The following is a 20,081-nucleotide window of genomic DNA, read 5'->3' as shown; positions in this document are numbered from 1 at the left end:
AGGACAAGCGTCCTCTCTTTTTATTTGACATAAATCCATTATTTCCTTTACAAAATAATGAAAATTATGGTAAAATATATAACTATGTTTGCAAAAAAGTGTAAAAAATTTTCATCATAATGTAAACGGATACTTTTTAGACTATTTGTAAATCAAGATAATAAAGGAGAAGACATGCAAGGTATTTTATATGCATTAGTTCCTATGTTCGCATGGGGAAGTATTGGTTTTGTTAGTAATAAAATTGGTGGTAAACCCAATCAACAAACGTTAGGGATGACATTAGGTGCCCTTTTGTTTGCATTTGTGGTTTGGTTGTTTGTTCGACCAGAAATGTCAGTTTCCCTCTGGGTTTTCGGTATCATTGGGGGAATGCTTTGGTCTATGGGGCAAAACGGTCAATTCCGTGCCATGCAGTATATGGGGGTTTCTGTCGGGAATCCATTGTCTAGTGGTGCCCAATTGGTATTTGGTAGCTTGATTGGTGCTATTGTCTTTGGTGAATGGAGCAAACCAATTCAATACACACTTGGTATCATTGCCCTAATCTTATTGGTTATCGGATTCTACTTTACAAGTAAACGTGATTCTGACAACGCTGAAACAAATAAAATGACAGACTTTGGTAAAGGTTTCCGTGCCTTAACTTACTCAACTGTTGGTTATTTGTCATACACGATTTTGTTTAACAACATCATGAAATTTGACGCACTAGCTGTTATTTTCCCAATGTCAGTTGGTATGGTTTTGGGAGCTATGATTTTCATGAAATTCCGAATTCAATTTGAACCAGTTGTTCTTAAAAATACCTTGGTTGGTTTGATGTGGGGAGTTGGTAACATCTTTATGCTTTTAGCTGCTGCTAAAGCAGGATTGGCTATTGCCTTTAGTTTCTCACAATTAGGGGTTGTCATTTCTATCGTTGGTGGTATCTTGTTCTTGGGAGAAACCAAAACACGCAAGGAAATGCGTTGGTTGACCATTGGTATTGCTTGCTTCATCGTCGGAGCAGTCTTACTTGGATTTGTTAAATCATATTAAGCCTTGACAACTTTGTCAACGTAAGCAATAAAAAAGCTGAGTCTTAAGACTCAGCTTTTTCTTGTATCACGCCGTTAGTAACGGTAAAGACTTTTAGGTCTTTTGGTTTTTGGGTAAGATGGTCAAGGCTTGTCGTAGTGATGAAGGTTTGAACGTTCTTTTCAATAATCATTTTGAGCAATTCTGTTTGACGGTAATTGTCCAACTCACTCATCACGTCATCAAGTAATAAAATAGGATAATCGCCTGTATTTTGTTGGATAAGTTCCACCTCTGCCATTTTGAGAGACAAGATTAGGCTTCTATGCTGTCCCTGACTGCCAAAACCAGCGGGCATATCGTTGATAAAAAAGGCTAAATCATCCCGATGTGGTCCAACGCTGGTCGTTTTTTTGAGTAAATCACGTTGGCGTGCTTTTTGCAAAGCTTGTAAAAAATGTTCTTTTAAGTTCGTTGTTTCTGTAAATGGAATGGAAGATTTGTAGTGTATTTTCAGGTGCTCTGTTTGGTTTGAAATGGTGTGATGGTAGCGGTCAGCTTCTTGTTCCATACTGGCTATAAATTGCAACCGTTGCTGGATGACGCGGCTACCAAATTCTGCTAATTGCTCATCCAAAACGTCTAAAAACTGAGCGTCCACTTTTGCTGCTGTTTTGAGATAGGTATTGCGCTGCTTTAGCACATGGTTGTACTGGGATAAATCAGATAGGTAAATCGGTTTAATTTGCCCCAAATCAATATCTACGAACTTACGACGCAAGCTAGGTGACCCTTTGATAAGTTGTAAATCCTCAGGAGCAAACAAAACAACGGTCATTGTTCCGATGTAATCAGACAGTTTGGCTTGTTTGAGGTGATTGACCTTGGTGAAGCGCCCTTTGCTTGACAGCTGAATATCCAAGGTTGTTCGACCGTTGGAACGCTGCAACAAACCTGATACCGAAAGGTCTTGCTGTTGAAAATGAATGAGTTCCTTATCTGTTCGTGTGCGGTGGCTTCTGGTCAGAGCTAAAAAATAAATGGCTTCAAGGAAATTCGTTTTTCCTTGGGCATTTTTACCAAGAAGGACATTCAAACCAGAAGAAAAGGTCAATTCTTCTTGAGTGTAATTGCGGTAGTTTTTTAAAGTGATTTTTTGAATCCACATGTTAAGTTCCTGGGAAACGAACTGGCTTGCGTGTTTTATTTTGTTTTGGTTGGTCTTTCTTGGTTTTGGTTTTTGCTTGCTTATTCAAGGTTTTAACCAAGTCAGCCACACGTTTTTTTTCAGCCATTTCTTGTTGGTGTTCTTCTTTTTCAGCAGGTGTTGGTTCTACGATTTCAATTTCAAGGGCATCGTGTGGGATTGTAATAACATCACCAACACGAAGTTTTTTTCCACGGCGTTTTTCATCCTCTCCATTAAAAAGTACAGCGGTTTCAGCCAAGTAGCCTTTGACAGCACCTCCGCTTTTGATAATGCCAAGTTCTTTTAACAAGGCTTGTAAGGTGATAAAATCATCAAATAATGTGTATTTCATTGCATTCTCCATTCTGTAGTCCAAGTAATTATAACATAAACATGGTATAATTTTAGGTAATTAAGGTTTTTTAGTAAGGAATTTATCATGAAATTAGTTGATGGCGTGGCGTTACACCTAATCCAAAACGAACAATTTAAAATGAACCACCTAACCTTTCGCTTTTCGGGAGAATTTCAGCAGGAAACCGTAGCAAAACGTGTCTTGGTGGCACAGATTTTAGCAACGGCAAATGCGACTTATCCGACAGCTCAGCGATTCAGAGAACGTTTGGCTAGTCTTTACGGGGCTAGTTTGTCAACTAAGGTTTCAACCAAAGGCTTAGTGCATATCGTGGATATCGAAATCTCTTTCTTGAAAAATCGTCTGGTCAAGACAGGAGAAAATATTTTAGAAGATATTATTGATTTTTTGTATCACACCTTGTTTTCGCCTCTTATCACTGTTGAACAGTACCAGACGAAGCTTTTTGACATTGAGCAAGCCAATTTGATTCAGTATTTACGAGTGGATAATGATGATAGTTTTTACAGTAGTGAGTTAGGCTTGAAGAAGATTTTCTACGATAGCCCTGTTTTTCAAGTGTCTAAGTATGGTACGGCTGATTTGGTTGCTGCTGAAAATTCCTACACCGCCTACCAAGAATTTCAAAAAATGCTTAGAGAAGACCAGTTGGACATCTTTTTACTGGGAGAATTTGATGACTACCGTATGTTGCAGTTGTTCAATAAATTCCCGTTTGAAAATCGTGACAAAACCTTGCGTTTTGCTTACAACCAAGACAAGAGCAATGTTATTCGAGAACAGGTAGAAACGAGAGAAGTCAGCCAGTCGGTCTTACAGTTGGGGTATTATTTTCCAACACGCTATTTTGATGAAGATTACGCGACTTTATTAGTCTTCAATGGTTTATTTGGCGGTTTTTCACATTCGCGTTTATTTGAGGAATTACGTGAAAAAGAAGGTTTGGCCTATACGATTGGCAGTTGCTTTGATATTTACACGGGTTTACTCAATGTTTACGCTGGGATTGACGCTGAGAATCAGATGAAGGTTTTAAAACTTATCAACAAGCAATTGTCCCATTTGAAATCAGGACGATTCTCAGAAACCTTTTTGAACCGTACGAAAGAACTGATAAAAACAAACGTTGTCCTATCTGGCGATTCGCCTAAAGCGACTATTGAGCGGGTGTATAATGACTATCATGGCATAGGTAGTCGTGGTGTTGACACTTTAGTCAAAGAGGTTGACAATGTTTGTAAAGCAGATGTTGTAGCTTATTCAAAAGAGATAGCCTTGCAAGCACTCTACTTTTTGGAGGGAAAATAGATGGTTACTTTAAATGAACACACTTTTTTAGATAGTCAAGAAACGGTTTATTCAACCACTTTGCAAAATGGTCTAACCGTCTATTTGATTCCAAAAAATGAGTTTAAGGAAGCCTTTGCTTTACTCAGCGTTCAATATGGTTCGATGGATACCCAATTCATTAGTAATAACCATTTGAAACAAGATACAGAAGGTTTGGCTCACTTTTTAGAGCATAAATTATTTGAAATGGCAGAAGGAAAGGACGTTACAACTCAGTTCACTGATTTAGGTGCTGAGGTCAATGCCTTTACGACTTTTGATAAAACGTGTTTCTATTTTTCAACCGTTGATAAGGTCAATGAAAACCTTGATGTGTTGCGGCACTTTATCTTAGAAGCTTCTATGACAGAAGTATCGGTTTTAAAGGAAAAAGACATTATCAGGCAAGAGATTGCCATGTATCAAGATGATGCTGATTATCGCTTGTATCAAGGTGTTCTTGAAAATCTTTACCCCAATACAGCCTTGGCGACAGATATCGCAGGTAGCAATGCTAGTTTGGAAAAAATGACCTTGGCTGATTTGCAGGAGAGTCATCAAACGTTTTATAAACTTGACAATATGACCTTAGTTTTGGTCGGTCATTTTGATAAAGACGCTGTTTTGGCTTCTTTGACTGAAAAAGATGAGGAAAAAACGCCTGCTGATAAGAGCGTGATTGAAAAAGAGGCGTTAGCTTACCACCCTGTCGTGCCACGCAGCAATATTCAAATGGATATTACGCAGCCTAAGATTGCTATTGGTTTTCGTGGGCAACCGCTTGAGAGTCACCAATCTGTTTTGCGACAAGAACTGGCTTTAAAACTCTTTTTTGGTATGGTGATTGGTTGGACTTCCCATTATTATCAAGACCTTTATAAAAAAGGTTATATCGACGATTCGTTTGATTTTGAAATGGAAATCCACTCAGCCTTTCAATTTGTCATGGTGTCGCTAGATACTTTAGAACCGATTGCCATGCTCAATCAAATCAGAAAGCATTTGGATAAGGTTAGTCATGACAGCGCAGCCTTAGCTGACTTGTCAGAAGAACATTTTACGATTGTCAAAAGAGAATTATACGGGGCATTTTTTAGAGAATTGGATTCTATTGAGCAGTTGGGGATGCAGTTTGTGAATTATCTTGGTAAGGGCGATTATTTTACTATTCCAACGCTCTTGGAAAGTCTTACTTTCACAGAAGTAGTGGAAACAGGAATGCATTTTCTGAAAACAGCTGACGTCACAGAATTCACAATCTTGCCAAAATAAAAGCGAAATACTGTGAAAATTTTGCTATAATAGAACTGATTATATTTTTATTAAAGGATAACTTTACATGAAAGAACAAACGATTGGTGATATTTTAAGAGAAAGTCGAGTTGCACAACATCTCACATTAGAAGAAGTTGAAGAAAAAACCTCCATTTCATCGTCTTATCTGTTAGCCTTGGAATTGGAGCAGTTTCAATTAATTCCTGAAAATCAGATTGAAGATTTCATACAAAAGTATGGGGAATGTGTTCATTTGGATACGGCTGATTTATTGGCGAAATACCGTAAGCAAAGAGCAGCTAAACCTGTTAAGGAAGACAAAAAGGCACCAGCACCAAAACAAGCTGCACCTACTTCTAAAGCAGTCCCTTACAAAACAGAAACACCAACAAGCACACAACGTGTTTCTCAAAACGTGAGAACAGATGATATGGTAGTTGGCTCACGTTCAAGCCGTCATAAAAATGAAGAAGTGACAGCGTCTTATATTCCGATTATCCTCCTTTCTTTGGTGGCTTTGGGAATTTTGGCATTTGTGTCATTGGTAACGTGGAATCAATTGCAAAGCGACCGCCGCACTGCGAATACCGATTATTCTGTCGTTTATAGCAAATCGTCGACAAGTAGTTCAAGCTCTTCTGAATCAACATCAACGTCAACAAGTTCATCATCGTCTGACAACAAGTTGAAAATGACGACAGAAGGTGGTGGTAGCAATTTGACTGTGAATCTATCAAATGTACCAGACACTGTGACGGTTGATATTTCGTTATCAGGAGCTGACAGCAGTTGGGTATCTGTTACCAACTCAGCCTCAGGAGATTCAGGGGTTCTCCTTTCTTCAACAGGTACAACAAGTTACTCTGCAACCCTTGCTTCAGGAACTAAATCATCAGTGATTACTCTAGGAGTGACAAAAGGTGTTACAGTAACAATTAACGGACAAAAAGTTGATACTTCAGCCATCACAAGCACAACTTTGAGTTATATTACACTTAATATTCAATAGGATGAAAATGAACATGATAAAAAAAGAAAATATCCCCAATCTACTAACCTTGGCGCGTATCGTCATGATACCTGTGTTTATTCTGGTTTTGGTTTTTTGGAATAACATGACTGGTCATATTGTCGCTGCGGCAATCTTTGCCATCGCGAGCATCACAGACTATTTAGACGGTTATTTGGCAAGACGCTGGAAAGTTGTGACCAATTTTGGTAAATTTGCTGACCCATTAGCAGATAAGATGCTAGTCATGACAGCCTTTATCATGTTGGTGGCTATGAATATGGTACCAGCTTGGATTGCAGCTATTATTGTGTGCCGTGAATTGGCAGTTACAGGTTTGCGTTTGTTATTAGTTGAAAATGGTGGAACGGTTTTGGCGGCAGAAATGCCTGGGAAAATCAAAACATTTACACAAATGTTTTCTATTATTTTCCTATTATGTCACTTCACATTGATAGGAACCATTTTACTTTATGTTGCTCTTATCTTCACCATTTACTCAGGGTATGATTATTTCAGAAAAGCAGGATTCCTGTTTGAGGATACGTTTAAATGACATCAAATAGCATTGACGTGAAGCATTTGACCTTCAAATACGATGTTAATCAAGAACACAACACTTTGGATGATTTATCGTTTCACGTGAAACGAGGGGAGTGGTTGTCTATTATTGGGCATAATGGATCAGGAAAATCGACCACGGTACGTTTGTTAGACGGTTTATTGGCTGCAGAATCTGGGCAGATTTTTATCGAAGGTGATTTATTGACCGAAGACAATGTCTGGGATATTCGCCACAAGATAGGCATGGTGTTTCAAAACCCAGATAACCAATTTGTCGGCGCTACGGTTGAAGACGATGTGGCTTTTGGTCTTGAAAACAAAGGCATTCCCTTGGATGAGATGAAGGAACGCGTGGCAAAGGCTTTGGACTTGGTTGGCATGTCTGAATTTGCTGACCGAGAGCCGTCACGTCTTTCAGGTGGTCAAAAACAACGTGTGGCTATCGCTGGAGCTCTAGCCATGCAGCCTGATATTATTATTTTGGATGAGGCGACGAGTATGTTGGATCCAGAAGGTCGCCTAGAGCTCATCAAAACGATTAGAGAGATTCGCAAGCAATATCAGATGACAGTGGTTTCTATCACGCATGATTTGGATGAGGTGGCTTTAAGTGACCGCGTCTTGGTCATGAAAAAAGGAAAAGTGGAATCTAGCTCAACCCCAGAAGAATTATTTAATAGAGGGGATGACTTGCTAACCTTGGGGCTTGATGTTCCATTTTCGACAAATCTCATCTCAGCTTTAAAAGACAAAGGCTTTGATTTTACCCAAAACTACCTGACAGAAAAAGATTTAGAGGATCAATTATGGGAATTACTCTTGAAAACGTAGATTATACATACCAAGCGGGGACACCTTTTGAAGGGCGTGCCCTTTTTAACATTAACTTAAGCATTACAGAGGGCTCTTATACCGCTTTCATTGGTCATACAGGTTCAGGAAAGTCAACGATTATGCAGTTGCTAAATGGTTTAAATGTCCCCACTAAGGGCTGTGTGTTGGTGGATGATGTTAAGATAACAGCCGATTCTAAAAACAAAGAGATCAAGTCTGTTCGTAAAAAAGTGGGCTTGGTATTTCAATTTCCAGAAAGTCAGCTCTTTGAAGAAACCGTTCTCAAAGATGTCGCTTTTGGTCCGCAAAATTTTGGTGTGTCAAAAGAAGAAGCCGAAGATATCGCACGTGATAAATTAGCCATGGTGGGTATCGGTCAGGAATTTTTTGATAAAAATCCTTTTGAACTTTCAGGTGGTCAGATGAGGCGCGTGGCGATTGCAGGTATTTTAGCCATGGAACCAGATATTTTGGTCTTGGATGAACCAACAGCTGGTCTTGACCCCAAAGGACGCCGTGAATTAATGACCCTATTTAAAACCTTACACCAAAATGGCATGACAATTGTCCTTGTGACTCATTTAATGGATGACGTTGCTAACTACGCTGACCATGTTAATATCCTAGAAGGTGGGCACTTGGTCCGCTCAGGGCATCCTAAAACTATTTTTCAAGATGTTGCCTTTATGAAGAGCAAACAACTAGGAGTCCCTAAAATCACTCAATTTGCCCAAGATTTAGTGGATAGGGGGCTAAAATTGGAGAATCTTCCGATTACGATAGAGGAATTTGTAGAGGTTATTACACATGGATAAATTGATACTAGGACGCTACGTCCCAGGAAATTCGTTGATTCACCGACTAGACCCAAGAAGTAAGTTGCTGGCTATGATTGCTTATGTCATTATCGTTTTTTGGGCGAATAATGTCGTCACCAATGCCATCATGATTGGCTTTACTTTGGTTATCATTTTGCTATCGCAGTTAAAATTAAGCTTCTTTTTAAAGGGCATTCAGCCTATGATTGGTATTATTCTATTTACTACCTTATTTCAGATGTTTTTCACTCATGGTGGTGAAACTTACTTTCAACTTGGTTTTCTAAAGATTACCAGTTACGGGCTTAGTCAAGCAATTTTGATTTTCATTCGTTTTGTGTTGATTATCTGTTTTTCAACTCTTTTGACCTTAACCACAACGCCACTGAGTCTAGCTGATGCGGTAGAATCACTCTTGAAGCCCTTTGCACGTTTGAAGGTACCTGCTTACGAAATTGGCTTGATGTTGTCTTTGAGTTTGAGATTTGTGCCAACTTTGATGGACGATACCACACGTATTATGAACGCTCAGAGGGCGCGTGGGGTGGATTTTGGTGAAGGAAACCTTCTCCAAAAGGTAAAATCCATCATTCCGATTTTAATTCCTTTGTTTGCCTCTAGCTTTAAACGTGCGGATGCTCTGGCCTTGGCGATGGAGGCACGCGGTTATCAAGGAGGAGAAGGTAGAAGCAAATACCGTATCTTGCAATGGCAAAGTCGTGATACCATGGCGTTAATGGTATTATTTGCCTTGGGAATAGCCTTATTTTTCCTTAAAGAAAGCTAAAACCTGTTTTTGAATGCGTTTTCTTTATGTTATATCAATCTTTTTGTAACATTCTTAACAAAAGACTAAAACGGAGGTAACATAAACCCTGTATTATATATCCTGTACTAAGTTAGAAATCAAAAGGAGCATATAATGCAAAACAATATTTTAAAAACAAAATCTAAATCAGTTAAGTTAGGAGTTGCTGGTGCAGCATTCGCAGCGGCTTTATTGGCCCCATCAGTAGCTAAAGCTGATTCTTATACTGTTCAATCAGGAGATACTCTTTCTAAGATTGCCTCAGCACACAACACAACAGTTGACTACTTGGCATCAGTAAACGGTATTTCTGATATCCACTTCATCACTGTTGGTCAAACAATTGAATTGGACGCAGCAGCAGCGCCTGCACAAACAGCTAGCGAAACACCCGCTGTTGAAGCATCTGCACCTGCAGCAACTACAACAACTTCAAGCTACTCATCATCACTTAGCTCATCAGATGCAGCAGCGAAAGAAACAATCGCACAACGTGAATCAAGCGGTAGCTACACAGCACAAAACGGACAATACTATGGTCGTTACCAATTGACTTCATCTTATCTTAACGGTGACCTTTCACCTGAAAACCAAGAACGCGTTGCAGACGCTTATGTAGCAAGCCGCTACGGTTCATGGTCAGCAGCCTTGGCTTTCTGGAATGCTAACGGTTGGTACTAAGATAAGTATCATAGATAAATCAAAAAGAAGGTTATTGCAACCTTCTTTTTTTGCTATTGATAATGTTACAAAAAAGCAACCTAAGAAAAGGTTGCTTTTAACTATTATTGTAAATCTTGAAGAGCTTTTGGCACATCTTGTGGCGTTTGGCAGATGGTTTCTGCATCATGTTCTTTCAAACTCTCGCTACTACCAAAGCCCCAAGTTACCCCAATAGTACGGATACCTGTTTCTTTTCCACCAATCATATCAAATTTGGTATCCCCGATAATAGCCGTTGTATCAAGTGGGAGTTGGTGGTCTTTGAGGCAGGTTGCAATCACATCAGCTTTATGAAAATGTTCAGGCGTAGAGCCATAAACTTGTTTGAAATACTTCATAATGCCAAGTTCTGTCAACATGAGTTGGGCCATGGGTTCATGCTTACTGGTTGTGACGTATAAAGAGTAGCCTAGGCGATTTAATTCCTCCAACAAGTCAGCAATCCCAGGATAAAGTGAAACTTGGTGGACACCTTTTTGATTATAGTACTCACGAAACGTTTGTATGGCACGGTCAATATCATCTTTTTCTGTGAAATATTGGGCAAAAGTGACTTCCAAAGGTGGACCAATAAATGTTGACAATTCTTTATCTGTTAGTAAAGGAAGTTGTAATCGTTCAAAAGCAAAATGAAAGGCAGCAAGAATGCCAGGACTAGAATTTACCAATGTTCCATCGAGGTCGAATAAAACAGATGTCATATTTACTCCTTTGTAAACTGTGTCAACTTTGTATTGACAACTATGTCAAGTTAGATGTTTTGGTATCGAAATACTAAAATATCTAACTTAATCCCCAAAAATCTGAGCTTGTAAGCGTCGTCCAGTTGGTGTGGCTGCTAGACCGCCTTCTGCAGTTTCACGGAAAGCTGTCGGTAGGCTTGAACCAACTTGATACATGGCATCGACAACTTCATCCACTGGAATTTGTGATTCGATACCAGCCAAGGCCATATCAGCGGCAACGAGGGCAAAACTAGAACCTAGAGCATTACGTTTGACACAAGGAACCTCTACCAGACCAGCAACAGGGTCACAAATAAGCCCAAGCATATTCTTAATGACAAAGGCAACCGCTTGGCTGGCTTGAAAGGCAGAACCACCAGCAGCTTGAACCAAGGCAGCCGCACTCATGGCAGAGGCAGAGCCAACTTCCGCTTGACACCCTCCTTCGGCACCTGAAATAGAAGCGTTATTTCCAATAACAAGGCCAAAAGCTCCAGCCGTAAACAAGAAGTCTAGCTGCTCTTTTTCAGAAAGATTGAGTTTGTCAATCGCTGTTGTTAAAACAGCTGGTAAACAACCAGCAGACCCCGCAGTCGGTGTGGCACAAACCAGTCCCATTTTGGCATTCAGTTCATTAACGGCAATGGCATTGCGAACGGCTGTCAGAACAGTGGTGTCAGATAGGGTTTTACCAGATTTGAGATAGGCGTCCATTTTGACGGCATCTCCCCCAGTTAATCCGCTGATGGATTTGCTTGGCGTTAAGCCGTCGATGACAGATTGTTTCATGACTTCGAGGTTGCGTGTCATGATATGCAAAATTTCGTCACGACTGCGACCGCTCAATTCCATTTCCGTAGCAATCATCAATTCGGCAATATGACCGTCGAAACGACTGTTAGCTTGTTCGACCAGTTCTTTTATAGAATAAAACATACCTCTCCTTTTTAATCAAAGAAATTAACATTGTGTAAATGTGGAATTTGTTGAATCTTCTCAACGGCTTCATGACAGTCGCGTGAGTCCACTTCAATAATCATAATAGCTTTTTCTCCCGCACTTTCACGCGTCACGTTCATTTGAGCAATATTGATATGATAGGCTGAGAGAATATCGGTAACCTTGGCAATCATTCCAGGAATGTCTTGGTGAACAATAATCAATGTTGGTGTGTTCATCTTCAGAGATACCGAAAAACCATTTAGCTCGGTGACCTCGATATTTCCTCCGCCGATGGATACACCCGTAATACTCATGGTTTTATCGCCTTTTTCCACAGTGATTTTCGCTGTGTTGGGGTGCGGCGCATTGCTATCTTTGAGAATATCCCAATAAATGCGGATACCTTTTTGATGCGCAATTTCTAGTGAGTTTTTAATGTCAGGATTGTCGGTATCCATTCCAAGAATACCTGCTACTAAAGCTTTATCTGTTCCGTGTCCACGGTAGGTTTTGGCAAATGAATTGTACAGATGAAAGGTCACTGTGTCAGGAATTTCTCCAAAAATCGAGTTGACGACTTTTCCAATACGAACAGCCCCAGCCGTGTGGCTACTTGAAGGACCAATCATCACAGGACCAATAATATCAAATACAGATTGGAATTTAAGGTTTTTCATGCGAACTCCTTTGTTAATCTATGCTTTCTTATTATAACAGAGGAATGAAAAAGGGTAAACGATGTTAAAAGAGAAAAGCTTTGTCATTACGGGTAAAAGACTTACAGAAATACTATTTCATGGTATAATAGAAGTTGCGTGGTTTCACGCATTCAAAATCGACCTTCAAATCGATTTTTGAAAAACTGGGCCCTTCAAGCCTATGTTGGAAAAAAATATCTTGATGGGAGGATTATCATGACAGATAATTCAAAAACACGTGTTGTTGTCGGTATGAGTGGAGGCGTTGATTCGTCAGTGACAGCTTTGCTTTTAAAAGAGCAAGGTTATGATGTTATTGGTGTTTTCATGAAAAACTGGGACGACACAGACGAATTCGGTGTCTGTACGGCAACCGAAGATTACAAAGACGTAGCAGCTGTTGCTGACCAAATCGGCATTCCTTACTACTCTGTAAACTTTGAAAAAGAGTATTGGGATCGCGTTTTCGAGTATTTCTTAGCAGAATACCGAGCAGGACGCACACCAAATCCAGACGTGATGTGTAACAAGGAAATTAAATTTAAGGCCTTTCTTGATTATGCCATGACGCTTGGAGCTGATTATGTAGCAACTGGACATTATGCCCAAGTTTCTCGTGATGAAGACGGTACTGTTCATATGCTACGTGGGGCCGATAATAACAAAGACCAAACTTACTTCTTGAGTCAATTATCACAAGAACAATTGCAAAAAGTGATGTTCCCTCTTGGGCATTTGGAAAAACCTGAAGTTCGTAAAATTGCAGAACGTGCAGGACTTGCCACAGCCAAGAAAAAAGATTCAACAGGTATTTGTTTTATCGGTGAAAAGAACTTCAAAGAATTCCTTAGTCATTATTTGCCAGCGCAAAAAGGTTGTATGATGACAGTTGATGGTCGTGATATGGGCGAACACGCTGGTTTGATGTATTATACTATTGGTCAACGTGGCGGCCTTGGTATCGGTGGACAACAAGGTGGCGATAACCAACCTTGGTTTGTTGTCGGAAAAGATTTGTCACAAAACATTCTTTACGTTGGTCAAGGTTTCTACCATGAATCACTCATGTCAACTAGCCTTGACGCTTCAAGCGTTCATTTTACACGTGAAATGCCTGAAGAATTTACAATGGAAGTGACGGCCAAATTCCGTTACCGTCAACCAGACTCAAAAGTGACGGTTCATGTAAAAGGGGACAAGGCAGAAGTTGTCTTTGCTGAACCACAACGTGCCATCACACCAGGCCAAGCCGTTGTTTTCTATGACGGTGAAGAATGCCTAGGCGGCGGTATCATTGATATGGCCTATAAAAATGGCGTTGCTTGCCAATACATTTAGTTGACAAGTCTGTAAAGTAAGTTGCTAACAAAATGGTTAAAATAATCAGCAAGATATTTGACATTTGAAACTGATTTGATACAATAACCATAACAATATTCATGATGGTCAAAGCTCATGAGAATGGTACGTTTTTTGACGTGCGATTTTCGAGGCTTTGGCTATTTTTTGTGTTTTTAGTCATTTGATTTTAGTTGGAAAGGAAAGCTTTTCGTAAACATTGCTGAAGGATGTTTACGTGATATTGTGGTGAACCATGACACATGAATTTTCTGAACATTATGATGTAATTGTTGTTGGTGCTGGGCATGCTGGTGTTGAAGCGAGTTTGGCATCAGCTCGTATGGGGTGTAAAACCCTTCTAGCGACCATTAACCTAGAGATGTTGGCTTTTATGCCATGTAACCCTGCCATTGGTGGCTCTGCAAAAGGGATTGTCGTCCGTGAAATTGACGCTCTTGGCGGTGAAATGGGACGAAATATTGACAAAACCTATATTCAGATGAAAATGCTCAACACAGGTAAAGGTCCTGCTGTGCGTGCCCTTCGTGCCCAAGCGGACAAAGCTCTTTACTCTCAAACAATGAAACATACCGTTGAGCAACAAGAAAACTTGACATTGCGTCAATCGATGATTGAGGAAATTTTGGTTGAAGATGGCAAAGTTGTTGGGGTGCGTACAGCGACAAATCAGAAATTTTCAGCTAAGGCTGTGATCATCACAACAGGAACTGCTCTTCGTGGGGAAATTATTTTAGGAGAGTTGAAATATTCATCTGGTCCAAATAATAGCTTGGCTTCTGTTGGGTTGGCGGATAATTTGAAAGAACTTGGGCTTGAAATTGGACGTTTCAAAACAGGAACACCACCGCGTGTGAAGGCAAGTTCTATTAATTACGATGAAACCGAGATTCAACCTGGAGATGAGAACCCAAATCATTTCTCATTTATGTCTAAGGATGAAAATTACCTGAAAGACCAAATTCCTTGCTGGTTGACCTACACCAACCAAGACAGTCACGATATTATCAATAAAAACCTTTATCGTGCACCGATGTTCTCAGGAATTGTCAAAGGGGTGGGACCTCGTTATTGCCCATCTATTGAAGATAAGATTGTGCGTTTTGCGGATAAAGAACGCCATCAGTTATTCTTAGAACCAGAAGGTCGTGAAACAGAGGAAGTGTATATTCAAGGCTTGTCAACCAGTCTGCCTGAAGATGTTCAAAAGGATTTGGTGCATTCTATCAAAGGTCTTGAAAATGCAGAAATGATGCGCACGGGTTATGCGATTGAGTACGATATTGTTTTGCCACACCAATTGCGTGCAACCCTTGAAACAAAGACCATTTCAGGTTTGTTTACAGCAGGTCAAACTAACGGAACATCTGGTTATGAAGAAGCCGCTGGGCAAGGAATTGTAGCTGGTATCAATGCTGCCTTGAAAGTCCAAGGAAAACCAGAATTGATTTTGAAACGCAGTGACGCCTACATTGGCGTTATGATTGATGATTTGGTTACAAAAGGGACTTTGGAACCTTACCGTTTGTTGACTAGCCGTGCAGAATACCGCTTGATTTTGCGTCATGATAATGCTGATATGCGTTTGACAGAAATCGGTCATCGTGTTGGATTGGTAGATTATGACCGTTACCAACGTTTCCAAGAGCGTAAACGTCAATTTGACAACGAGTTGACAAGATTGTCAACTGTTAAATTAAAACCTATCAAAGAAACCAACGAACGCATTGAAGCACTAGGATTTAAACCTTTAACAGATGCCTTAACAGCCAAAGAATTCATGCGTCGTCCTGAAATCACTTATGACATTGCCACAAGCTTTGTCGGACCAGCTGAGGAAGAATTGGATAGCAAAGTTATTGAACTGTTAGAAACTGAAATAAAGTATGAAGGTTACATCAATAAAGCTCTCGACCAAGTCGAAAAGTTGAAACGAATGGAAGAAAAACGCATTCCAGCCAATATTGATTGGGATGACATTGATTCTATTGCGACAGAAGCCCGTCAAAAATTCAAGAAAATCAATCCAGAAACCATCGGTCAAGCTAGTCGTATTTCAGGGGTGAATCCAGCTGATATTTCTATTTTGATGGTATATCTGGAAGGCAAACAAAAACGCTATAAACACTCACAAAATTAAGACTATATTTTTCAATCTCTTAGCCTAACAGCTCTACTAAATAGGGCTGTTTTATGGTATAATAACATACTAAGAGGTTATTCAATGAAAAGATTTCGATTTGCAACCATTCATTTGGTGATGATAGGCTTCATTTTATTTAGTATTTTAGCGATTTGCATTAGGCTTGCTCATACACAAACACCTATTTTGCTCGCTAGTTTTTTGGTCGTGCTTTCACTTGTTGCGCTTTTGTATTACCAAAAAGAAAGCTATGAGTTTTCAGAGTTGGAACAAGTTGAGCTATTAAATGACCAGACTGAGGTCAATTTAAAGAATTTGTTGGAACAAATGCCTGTTGGTGTGGTTCAATTTGACCAAGAAACCAATGAGGTGGAGTGGTTTAATCCCTATTCTGAGTTGATTTTTACTAGTGAGGAAGGGGAGTTTGAGGCAGATCTCATTCAAGAGATTATCAGCAACAAACGTGAAGGAGATGCCAGTCAAACCTTTGAGCTTAATGGTAACAAGTATTCTTCTTATATCGATTCGTCGTCTGGTATTTTTTACTTTTTTGACAGTTCGATGGGAAATCGCCAGTTGGGGGATGCTGCTTTGTTGCGTCCTGTAATTGGGATTATTTCGATTGATAACTATGATGATGTGACGGATGATTTATCAGATGCCGAAACGTCACAAATCAATAGTTTTATCGTTAATTTCATATCGAATTTTACAAAGACAAAGAATATCTTTTACCGTCGAGTGGATATGGACCGCTTTTATTTCTTTACAGATTATGCTGTTTTGAGCAGTTTAATTGAGGACAAATTTACCGTCTTAGAAGATTTTCGAAAGCAGGTAAAAGAATCGTATAAATTGCCTCTGACCTTGAGTATGGGGGTTTCTTATGGAGATGATAACCATGAGCAAATCGGTAGAATAGCCCTTCAAAATCTTAATACGGCCCTTGTTCGTGGGGGTGACCAAGTTGTTGTTTGCGAAAATGGTGAATATAAAAAACCCCTTTATTTTGGAGGTGGTTCGGTATCAACAGTTAAGCGAACACGGACACGGACACGTGCCATGATGACTGCTATTTCTGATCACATTAAAGGTGTTGACCGTGTGTTTACAGTGGGGCATAAAAACTTGGACATGGACGCTCTTGGAGCTGCTGTTGGGATGCAATTTTTTGCCAGCAATATCATCGAAGAGGCTTACGTAGTTTACGATCCCAACGAGATGAGCCCCGACATCAAGCGTGCCATTAAACGGCTGCAGGAAGAGGGTAGAACGAAATTGGTGACTGTGGATCAGGCTCTTCACATGGTAACGGAAAAGTCCCTTCTAATCATGGTGGATCACTCCAAAGTAGATTTGACCTTGTCAGATAGACTTTACAAGAAGTTTACATATGTGATTGTTGTGGACCATCACCGCAGAGATAGTAATTTCCCAGAGAATGCGATACTATCTTTCATTGAAAGTGGTGCAAGCAGCGCGAGTGAATTGGTGAGTGAGCTGATTCAATTTCAGAATTCAAAGAGACGACTTAGTAAGTTTCAAGCTAGTATCTTAATGGCTGGTATCATGTTAGATACGAAGAATTTTTCAGCTAGCGTAACCAGCCGAACCTTTGATGTGGCTAGTTACCTCAGATCTCAAGGTAGCGATACCGTCGAAATTCAAAACATCTCTCAAACTGATTTTGAAGAATATCGTTTGGTAAATGAATTGATTCTTCGAGGGCGTAAGTTGTATGATAATATCATCATTGCAAGTGGTGAAGAGGGAACGATTTACAGTAAGGTTACAGCTAGTAAAGCTGCAGATACCATGTTATCCTTGGCTGGTATTGAAGCCACTTTTGTGATTGTAAAAGTTGCACCTGACAAGGTTGCTATTTCAGCCCGCAGTCGGAGCAAGATTAATGTGCAACGCATGATGGAAGAATTGGGGGGCGGAGGTCACTTTACCCTAGCTGCCTGTCAACTGTCAGATGTTACGGTTGCTCAAGCCGAGCAATCGTTGATTACCGTTATTGATAATGATTTAAAAGAAAATATGGAGGTTGCAAGATGAAAGTTATTTTTCTAGCAGACGTTAAAGGAAAAGGGAAAAAAGGGGAAATCAAAGAAGTACCAACAGGCTATGCTCAAAACTTTTTAATTAAAAAGAACCTTGCTAAAGAAGCAACAAACCAAGCCATTGGCGAATTAAAAGGCAAACAAAAATCAGAAGAAAAAGCGCAAGCTGAAATTTTAGCAGAAGCCAAAGCTTTGAAAGTCGAACTTGAAAAAGAAAGCACAGTCGTGCAATTTTCTGAAAAAGTTGGTCCTGACGGACGCACTTTTGGTTCTATCACAGCTAAAAAAATCGTTGAAGAATTGGCAAAACAATACGGTCTGAAAGTTAACAAACGTGCTATTGCATTAGACCACCCAATTCGTGCGATTGGCATGATCGAAGTTCCTGTTAAATTGCACAAAGAAGTCAGTGCAGATATCAAATTGAACATCAAAGAAATGTAATCGGTTGTTGAAAAAGGCACGGGGAGGTGAAAAACATTGGCGGAGAATCTTGAATTAAGGGTTCAGCCACAAGATTTACTGGCAGAACAATCGGTTTTAGGTTCCATTTTTATTTCTCCAGACAAACTGATTACCGTTCGTGAGTATGTGAGCCCAGATGACTTTTACAAGTACGCCCATAAGATTATTTTTAAAGCCATGATTGCTCTTTCTGATCGCAATGAAGCCATTGATGCGACAACCGTTCGGACGATTTTAGACAATCAAGGGGACTTGCAAAATATCGGTGGCTTATCCTACATTGTTGAGTTGGTCAATAGTGTACCGACCAGTGCCAATGCGGAATATTATGCAAAGATTGTGGCTGAAAAAGCCACTTTGCGTAATATCATCGCACGCTTGACAGAAACTGTAAACCTTGCTTATGATGGAACGACTGATTCGGAAGAACTTATTGCTGGAGCTGAGAAAGCCTTGGTTGATATCAATGAGCATAGCAATCGCAGTGGTTTCCGACGTATTTCAGAGGTTTTGAAGGTGAATTATGAAAACCTTGAAGCGCGTTCGCATCAGACTAGCGAGGTGACGGGCTTGCCAACAGGTTTTCGTGATTTGGATAAGATTACAACAGGTTTACATCCAGATCAACTGGTCATTTTAGCGGCTCGTCCTGCGGTGGGGAAAACGGCTTTTGCCTTGAATATCGCTCAAAATGTTGGAACGAAACAAGAAAAGCCAGTTGCTATTTTCTCCTTGGAAATGGGAGCTGAAAGCTTGGTCGATCGTATGCTAGCAGCAGAAGGCATGGTCGATTCACACCATCTAAGAACTGGGCAACTCACTGATCAAGAGTGGAATAACCTAACGATTGCTCAAGGTGCTTTAGCCGAGGCACCTATTTATATTGACGACACACCAGGGATTAAAATCACTGAAATCAGGGCGCGTGCTAGAAAATTGGCGCAAGAATTTGATGAGGGGCTGGGCTTGATTGTCATTGACTACCTGCAGCTCATCACAGGAACTCGTCCTGAAAACAGACAACAAGAGGTTTCTGACATCTCACGTCAATTGAAGATTTTAGCAAAAGAATTAAAAGTTCCTGTTATTGCCTTGAGTCAGTTATCTCGTGGTGTTGAGCAACGTCAAGACAAACGTCCTGTTTTGTCAGACATTCGAGAATCTGGTTCTATCGAGCAAGATGCTGATATCGTGGCTTTCCTTTATCGTGATGATTACTACCGTCGTGAAGGGGAAGAGCAAGATGATGCTGTTGAGGATAACACCATCGAGGTTATCCTAGAGAAAAACCGCTCAGGTGCACGTGGAACAGTCAAACTAATCTTCCAAAAGGAATACAATAAATTTTCGAGTATTGCACCATTTGAGGAACGCAATTAAACCATTTAAAAGGAGTATGGTAATAAAATGAGTGATGCATTTGCAGATGTAGCCAAAATGAAAAAAATCAAAGAAGAAATCAAAGCCCATGAAGGTCAATTGGTTGAATTGACACTAGAAAATGGTCGCAAACGTGAAAAAAATAAAATCGGTCGTTTGACAGAAGTTTACCCATCGTTGTTCATCGTGGAATACAATGAAAACTCAGATGTTCCAGGTGCCATCAACAATTCTTACGTTGAATCATACACCTACTCAGATATTCTGACCGAAAAAACATTGATTCATTATTTTGATTAATCATTGATAGTTAGTAAGTGGTAAGAGTTTTTAGAATTAGCCTTCATAGCTAAACGTA

The 20,081-nt window shown here is 40.0% G+C and carries 20 protein-coding genes; 15 read left to right on the top strand and 5 right to left on the bottom strand.

The annotated features are described in order from the left end of the window. Positions 1–174: 174 nt before the first annotated feature. A complete protein-coding gene (locus tag B3473_RS05905) occupies positions 175–1,041 on the top strand; it encodes a GRP family sugar transporter (protein ID WP_154455075.1) in 867 nt (288 codons plus the stop codon). A gap of 43 nt (positions 1,042–1,084) precedes the next feature. Here B3473_RS05905 and recF read toward each other — a convergent pair whose 3' ends face one another. Together recF and yaaA are read right to left on the bottom strand one after the other, a co-directional pair. Next, positions 1,085–2,188 (bottom strand): DNA replication/repair protein RecF, encoded by a 1,104-nt coding sequence (recF, locus tag B3473_RS05900; RefSeq protein WP_154455076.1) that lies wholly within the window; start codon positions 2,186–2,188, stop codon positions 1,085–1,087. A 1-nt stretch (position 2,189) separates the two neighbouring features. After that, positions 2,190–2,561: a S4 domain-containing protein YaaA gene (gene yaaA / locus B3473_RS05895; RefSeq protein ID WP_154455077.1), complete on the bottom strand. Its 372-nt coding sequence runs from the start codon at positions 2,559–2,561 to the stop codon at positions 2,190–2,192. Positions 2,562–2,648: 87 nt separating this feature from the next. Between yaaA and yfmF the strand changes: the two genes are divergently transcribed. From yfmF to B3473_RS05855, 8 genes are all read left to right on the top strand, one after another. Then, positions 2,649–3,893, top strand: coding sequence for an EF-P 5-aminopentanol modification-associated protein YfmF (yfmF, locus tag B3473_RS05890; protein ID WP_269725646.1), 1,245 nt, complete (start codon positions 2,649–2,651; stop codon positions 3,891–3,893). Beyond that, positions 3,894–5,186 carry an EF-P 5-aminopentanol modification-associated protein YfmH gene (yfmH, locus tag B3473_RS05885; protein WP_154455079.1) on the top strand — a complete coding sequence of 431 codons (1,293 nt, stop codon included), beginning with the start codon at positions 3,894–3,896 and terminating at the stop codon, positions 5,184–5,186. It abuts the gene before it with no gap. Between the two features lie 67 nt (positions 5,187–5,253). After that, positions 5,254–6,198, top strand: a complete 945-nt coding sequence (locus B3473_RS05880; protein WP_154455080.1) for a helix-turn-helix domain-containing protein — start codon at positions 5,254–5,256, stop codon at positions 6,196–6,198. A 13-nt stretch (positions 6,199–6,211) separates the two neighbouring features. Further along, positions 6,212–6,754: a CDP-diacylglycerol--glycerol-3-phosphate 3-phosphatidyltransferase gene (gene pgsA, locus B3473_RS05875; protein WP_154455081.1), complete on the top strand. Its 543-nt coding sequence runs from the start codon at positions 6,212–6,214 to the stop codon at positions 6,752–6,754. Next, positions 6,751–7,593, top strand: a complete 843-nt coding sequence (locus tag B3473_RS05870) for an energy-coupling factor ABC transporter ATP-binding protein (protein ID WP_154455082.1) — start codon at positions 6,751–6,753, stop codon at positions 7,591–7,593. Before pgsA ends, B3473_RS05870 begins: the two co-directional genes overlap by 4 nt. Further along, positions 7,569–8,411 (top strand): energy-coupling factor transporter ATPase, encoded by an 843-nt coding sequence (locus tag B3473_RS05865; protein WP_154455083.1) that lies wholly within the window; start codon positions 7,569–7,571, stop codon positions 8,409–8,411. The genes B3473_RS05870 and B3473_RS05865 overlap by 25 nt, the downstream gene beginning before the upstream one ends. After that, on the top strand, positions 8,404–9,201 hold the full coding sequence (locus tag B3473_RS05860) for an energy-coupling factor transporter transmembrane component T family protein (protein ID WP_154455084.1): 798 nt from the start codon (positions 8,404–8,406) through the stop codon (positions 9,199–9,201). Before B3473_RS05865 ends, B3473_RS05860 begins: the two co-directional genes overlap by 8 nt. 135 nt (positions 9,202–9,336) lie before the next feature. After that, a complete protein-coding gene (locus tag B3473_RS05855; RefSeq protein ID WP_154455085.1) occupies positions 9,337–9,903 on the top strand; it encodes a LysM peptidoglycan-binding domain-containing protein in 567 nt (188 codons plus the stop codon). 104 nt (positions 9,904–10,007) lie between these two features. On the opposite strand, the gene B3473_RS05850 is transcribed toward B3473_RS05855, so the two are convergent. The 3 genes from B3473_RS05850 to sdaAB form a co-directional block, all read right to left on the bottom strand. Continuing rightward, positions 10,008–10,646: an HAD hydrolase-like protein gene (locus tag B3473_RS05850; RefSeq protein ID WP_154455086.1), complete on the bottom strand. Its 639-nt coding sequence runs from the start codon at positions 10,644–10,646 to the stop codon at positions 10,008–10,010. An 87-nt stretch (positions 10,647–10,733) separates the two neighbouring features. Beyond that, complete coding sequence (gene sdaAA, locus B3473_RS05845) at positions 10,734–11,606, bottom strand: L-serine ammonia-lyase, iron-sulfur-dependent, subunit alpha (protein ID WP_154455087.1); 873 nt, start codon at positions 11,604–11,606, stop codon at positions 10,734–10,736. 11 nt (positions 11,607–11,617) lie between these two features. Beyond that, on the bottom strand, positions 11,618–12,289 hold the full coding sequence (gene sdaAB / locus B3473_RS05840; RefSeq protein ID WP_154455088.1) for an L-serine ammonia-lyase, iron-sulfur-dependent subunit beta: 672 nt from the start codon (positions 12,287–12,289) through the stop codon (positions 11,618–11,620). Positions 12,290–12,526: 237 nt separating this feature from the next. On the opposite strand from sdaAB, the gene mnmA reads away from it, so the two are divergent. From mnmA to B3473_RS05810, 6 genes are all read left to right on the top strand, one after another. Then, positions 12,527–13,648: a tRNA 2-thiouridine(34) synthase MnmA gene (gene mnmA / locus B3473_RS05835; protein ID WP_154455089.1), complete on the top strand. Its 1,122-nt coding sequence runs from the start codon at positions 12,527–12,529 to the stop codon at positions 13,646–13,648. A 256-nt stretch (positions 13,649–13,904) separates the two neighbouring features. Beyond that, a complete protein-coding gene (gene mnmG / locus B3473_RS05830; protein WP_154455090.1) occupies positions 13,905–15,809 on the top strand; it encodes a tRNA uridine-5-carboxymethylaminomethyl(34) synthesis enzyme MnmG in 1,905 nt (634 codons plus the stop codon). A gap of 84 nt (positions 15,810–15,893) precedes the next feature. Next, positions 15,894–17,873 (top strand): DHH family phosphoesterase, encoded by a 1,980-nt coding sequence (locus B3473_RS05825; protein WP_293677894.1) that lies wholly within the window; start codon positions 15,894–15,896, stop codon positions 17,871–17,873. After that, the gene (gene rplI, locus B3473_RS05820) at positions 17,870–18,322 is read left to right on the top strand and encodes a 50S ribosomal protein L9 (RefSeq protein ID WP_154455092.1); all 453 of its coding nucleotides are present in this window, start codon (positions 17,870–17,872) and stop codon (positions 18,320–18,322) included. Before B3473_RS05825 ends, rplI begins: the two co-directional genes overlap by 4 nt. A gap of 36 nt (positions 18,323–18,358) precedes the next feature. Then, positions 18,359–19,723 (top strand): replicative DNA helicase, encoded by a 1,365-nt coding sequence (dnaB, locus tag B3473_RS05815; protein ID WP_154455093.1) that lies wholly within the window; start codon positions 18,359–18,361, stop codon positions 19,721–19,723. Between the two features lie 27 nt (positions 19,724–19,750). Continuing rightward, positions 19,751–20,023 (top strand): Veg family protein, encoded by a 273-nt coding sequence (locus B3473_RS05810; protein ID WP_154455094.1) that lies wholly within the window; start codon positions 19,751–19,753, stop codon positions 20,021–20,023. Positions 20,024–20,081: the final 58 nt, after the last annotated feature.

Origin of the sequence: Streptococcus sp. UBA632, from assembly GCF_002300045.1 — a bacterium.
In the GTDB taxonomy this organism is placed as follows: Bacteria; Bacillota; Bacilli; order Lactobacillales; family Streptococcaceae; genus Streptococcus; species Streptococcus alactolyticus.
Note: the sequence above shows the minus strand (reverse complement) of the source record. Positions and strands in the feature narration are given on the sequence as shown.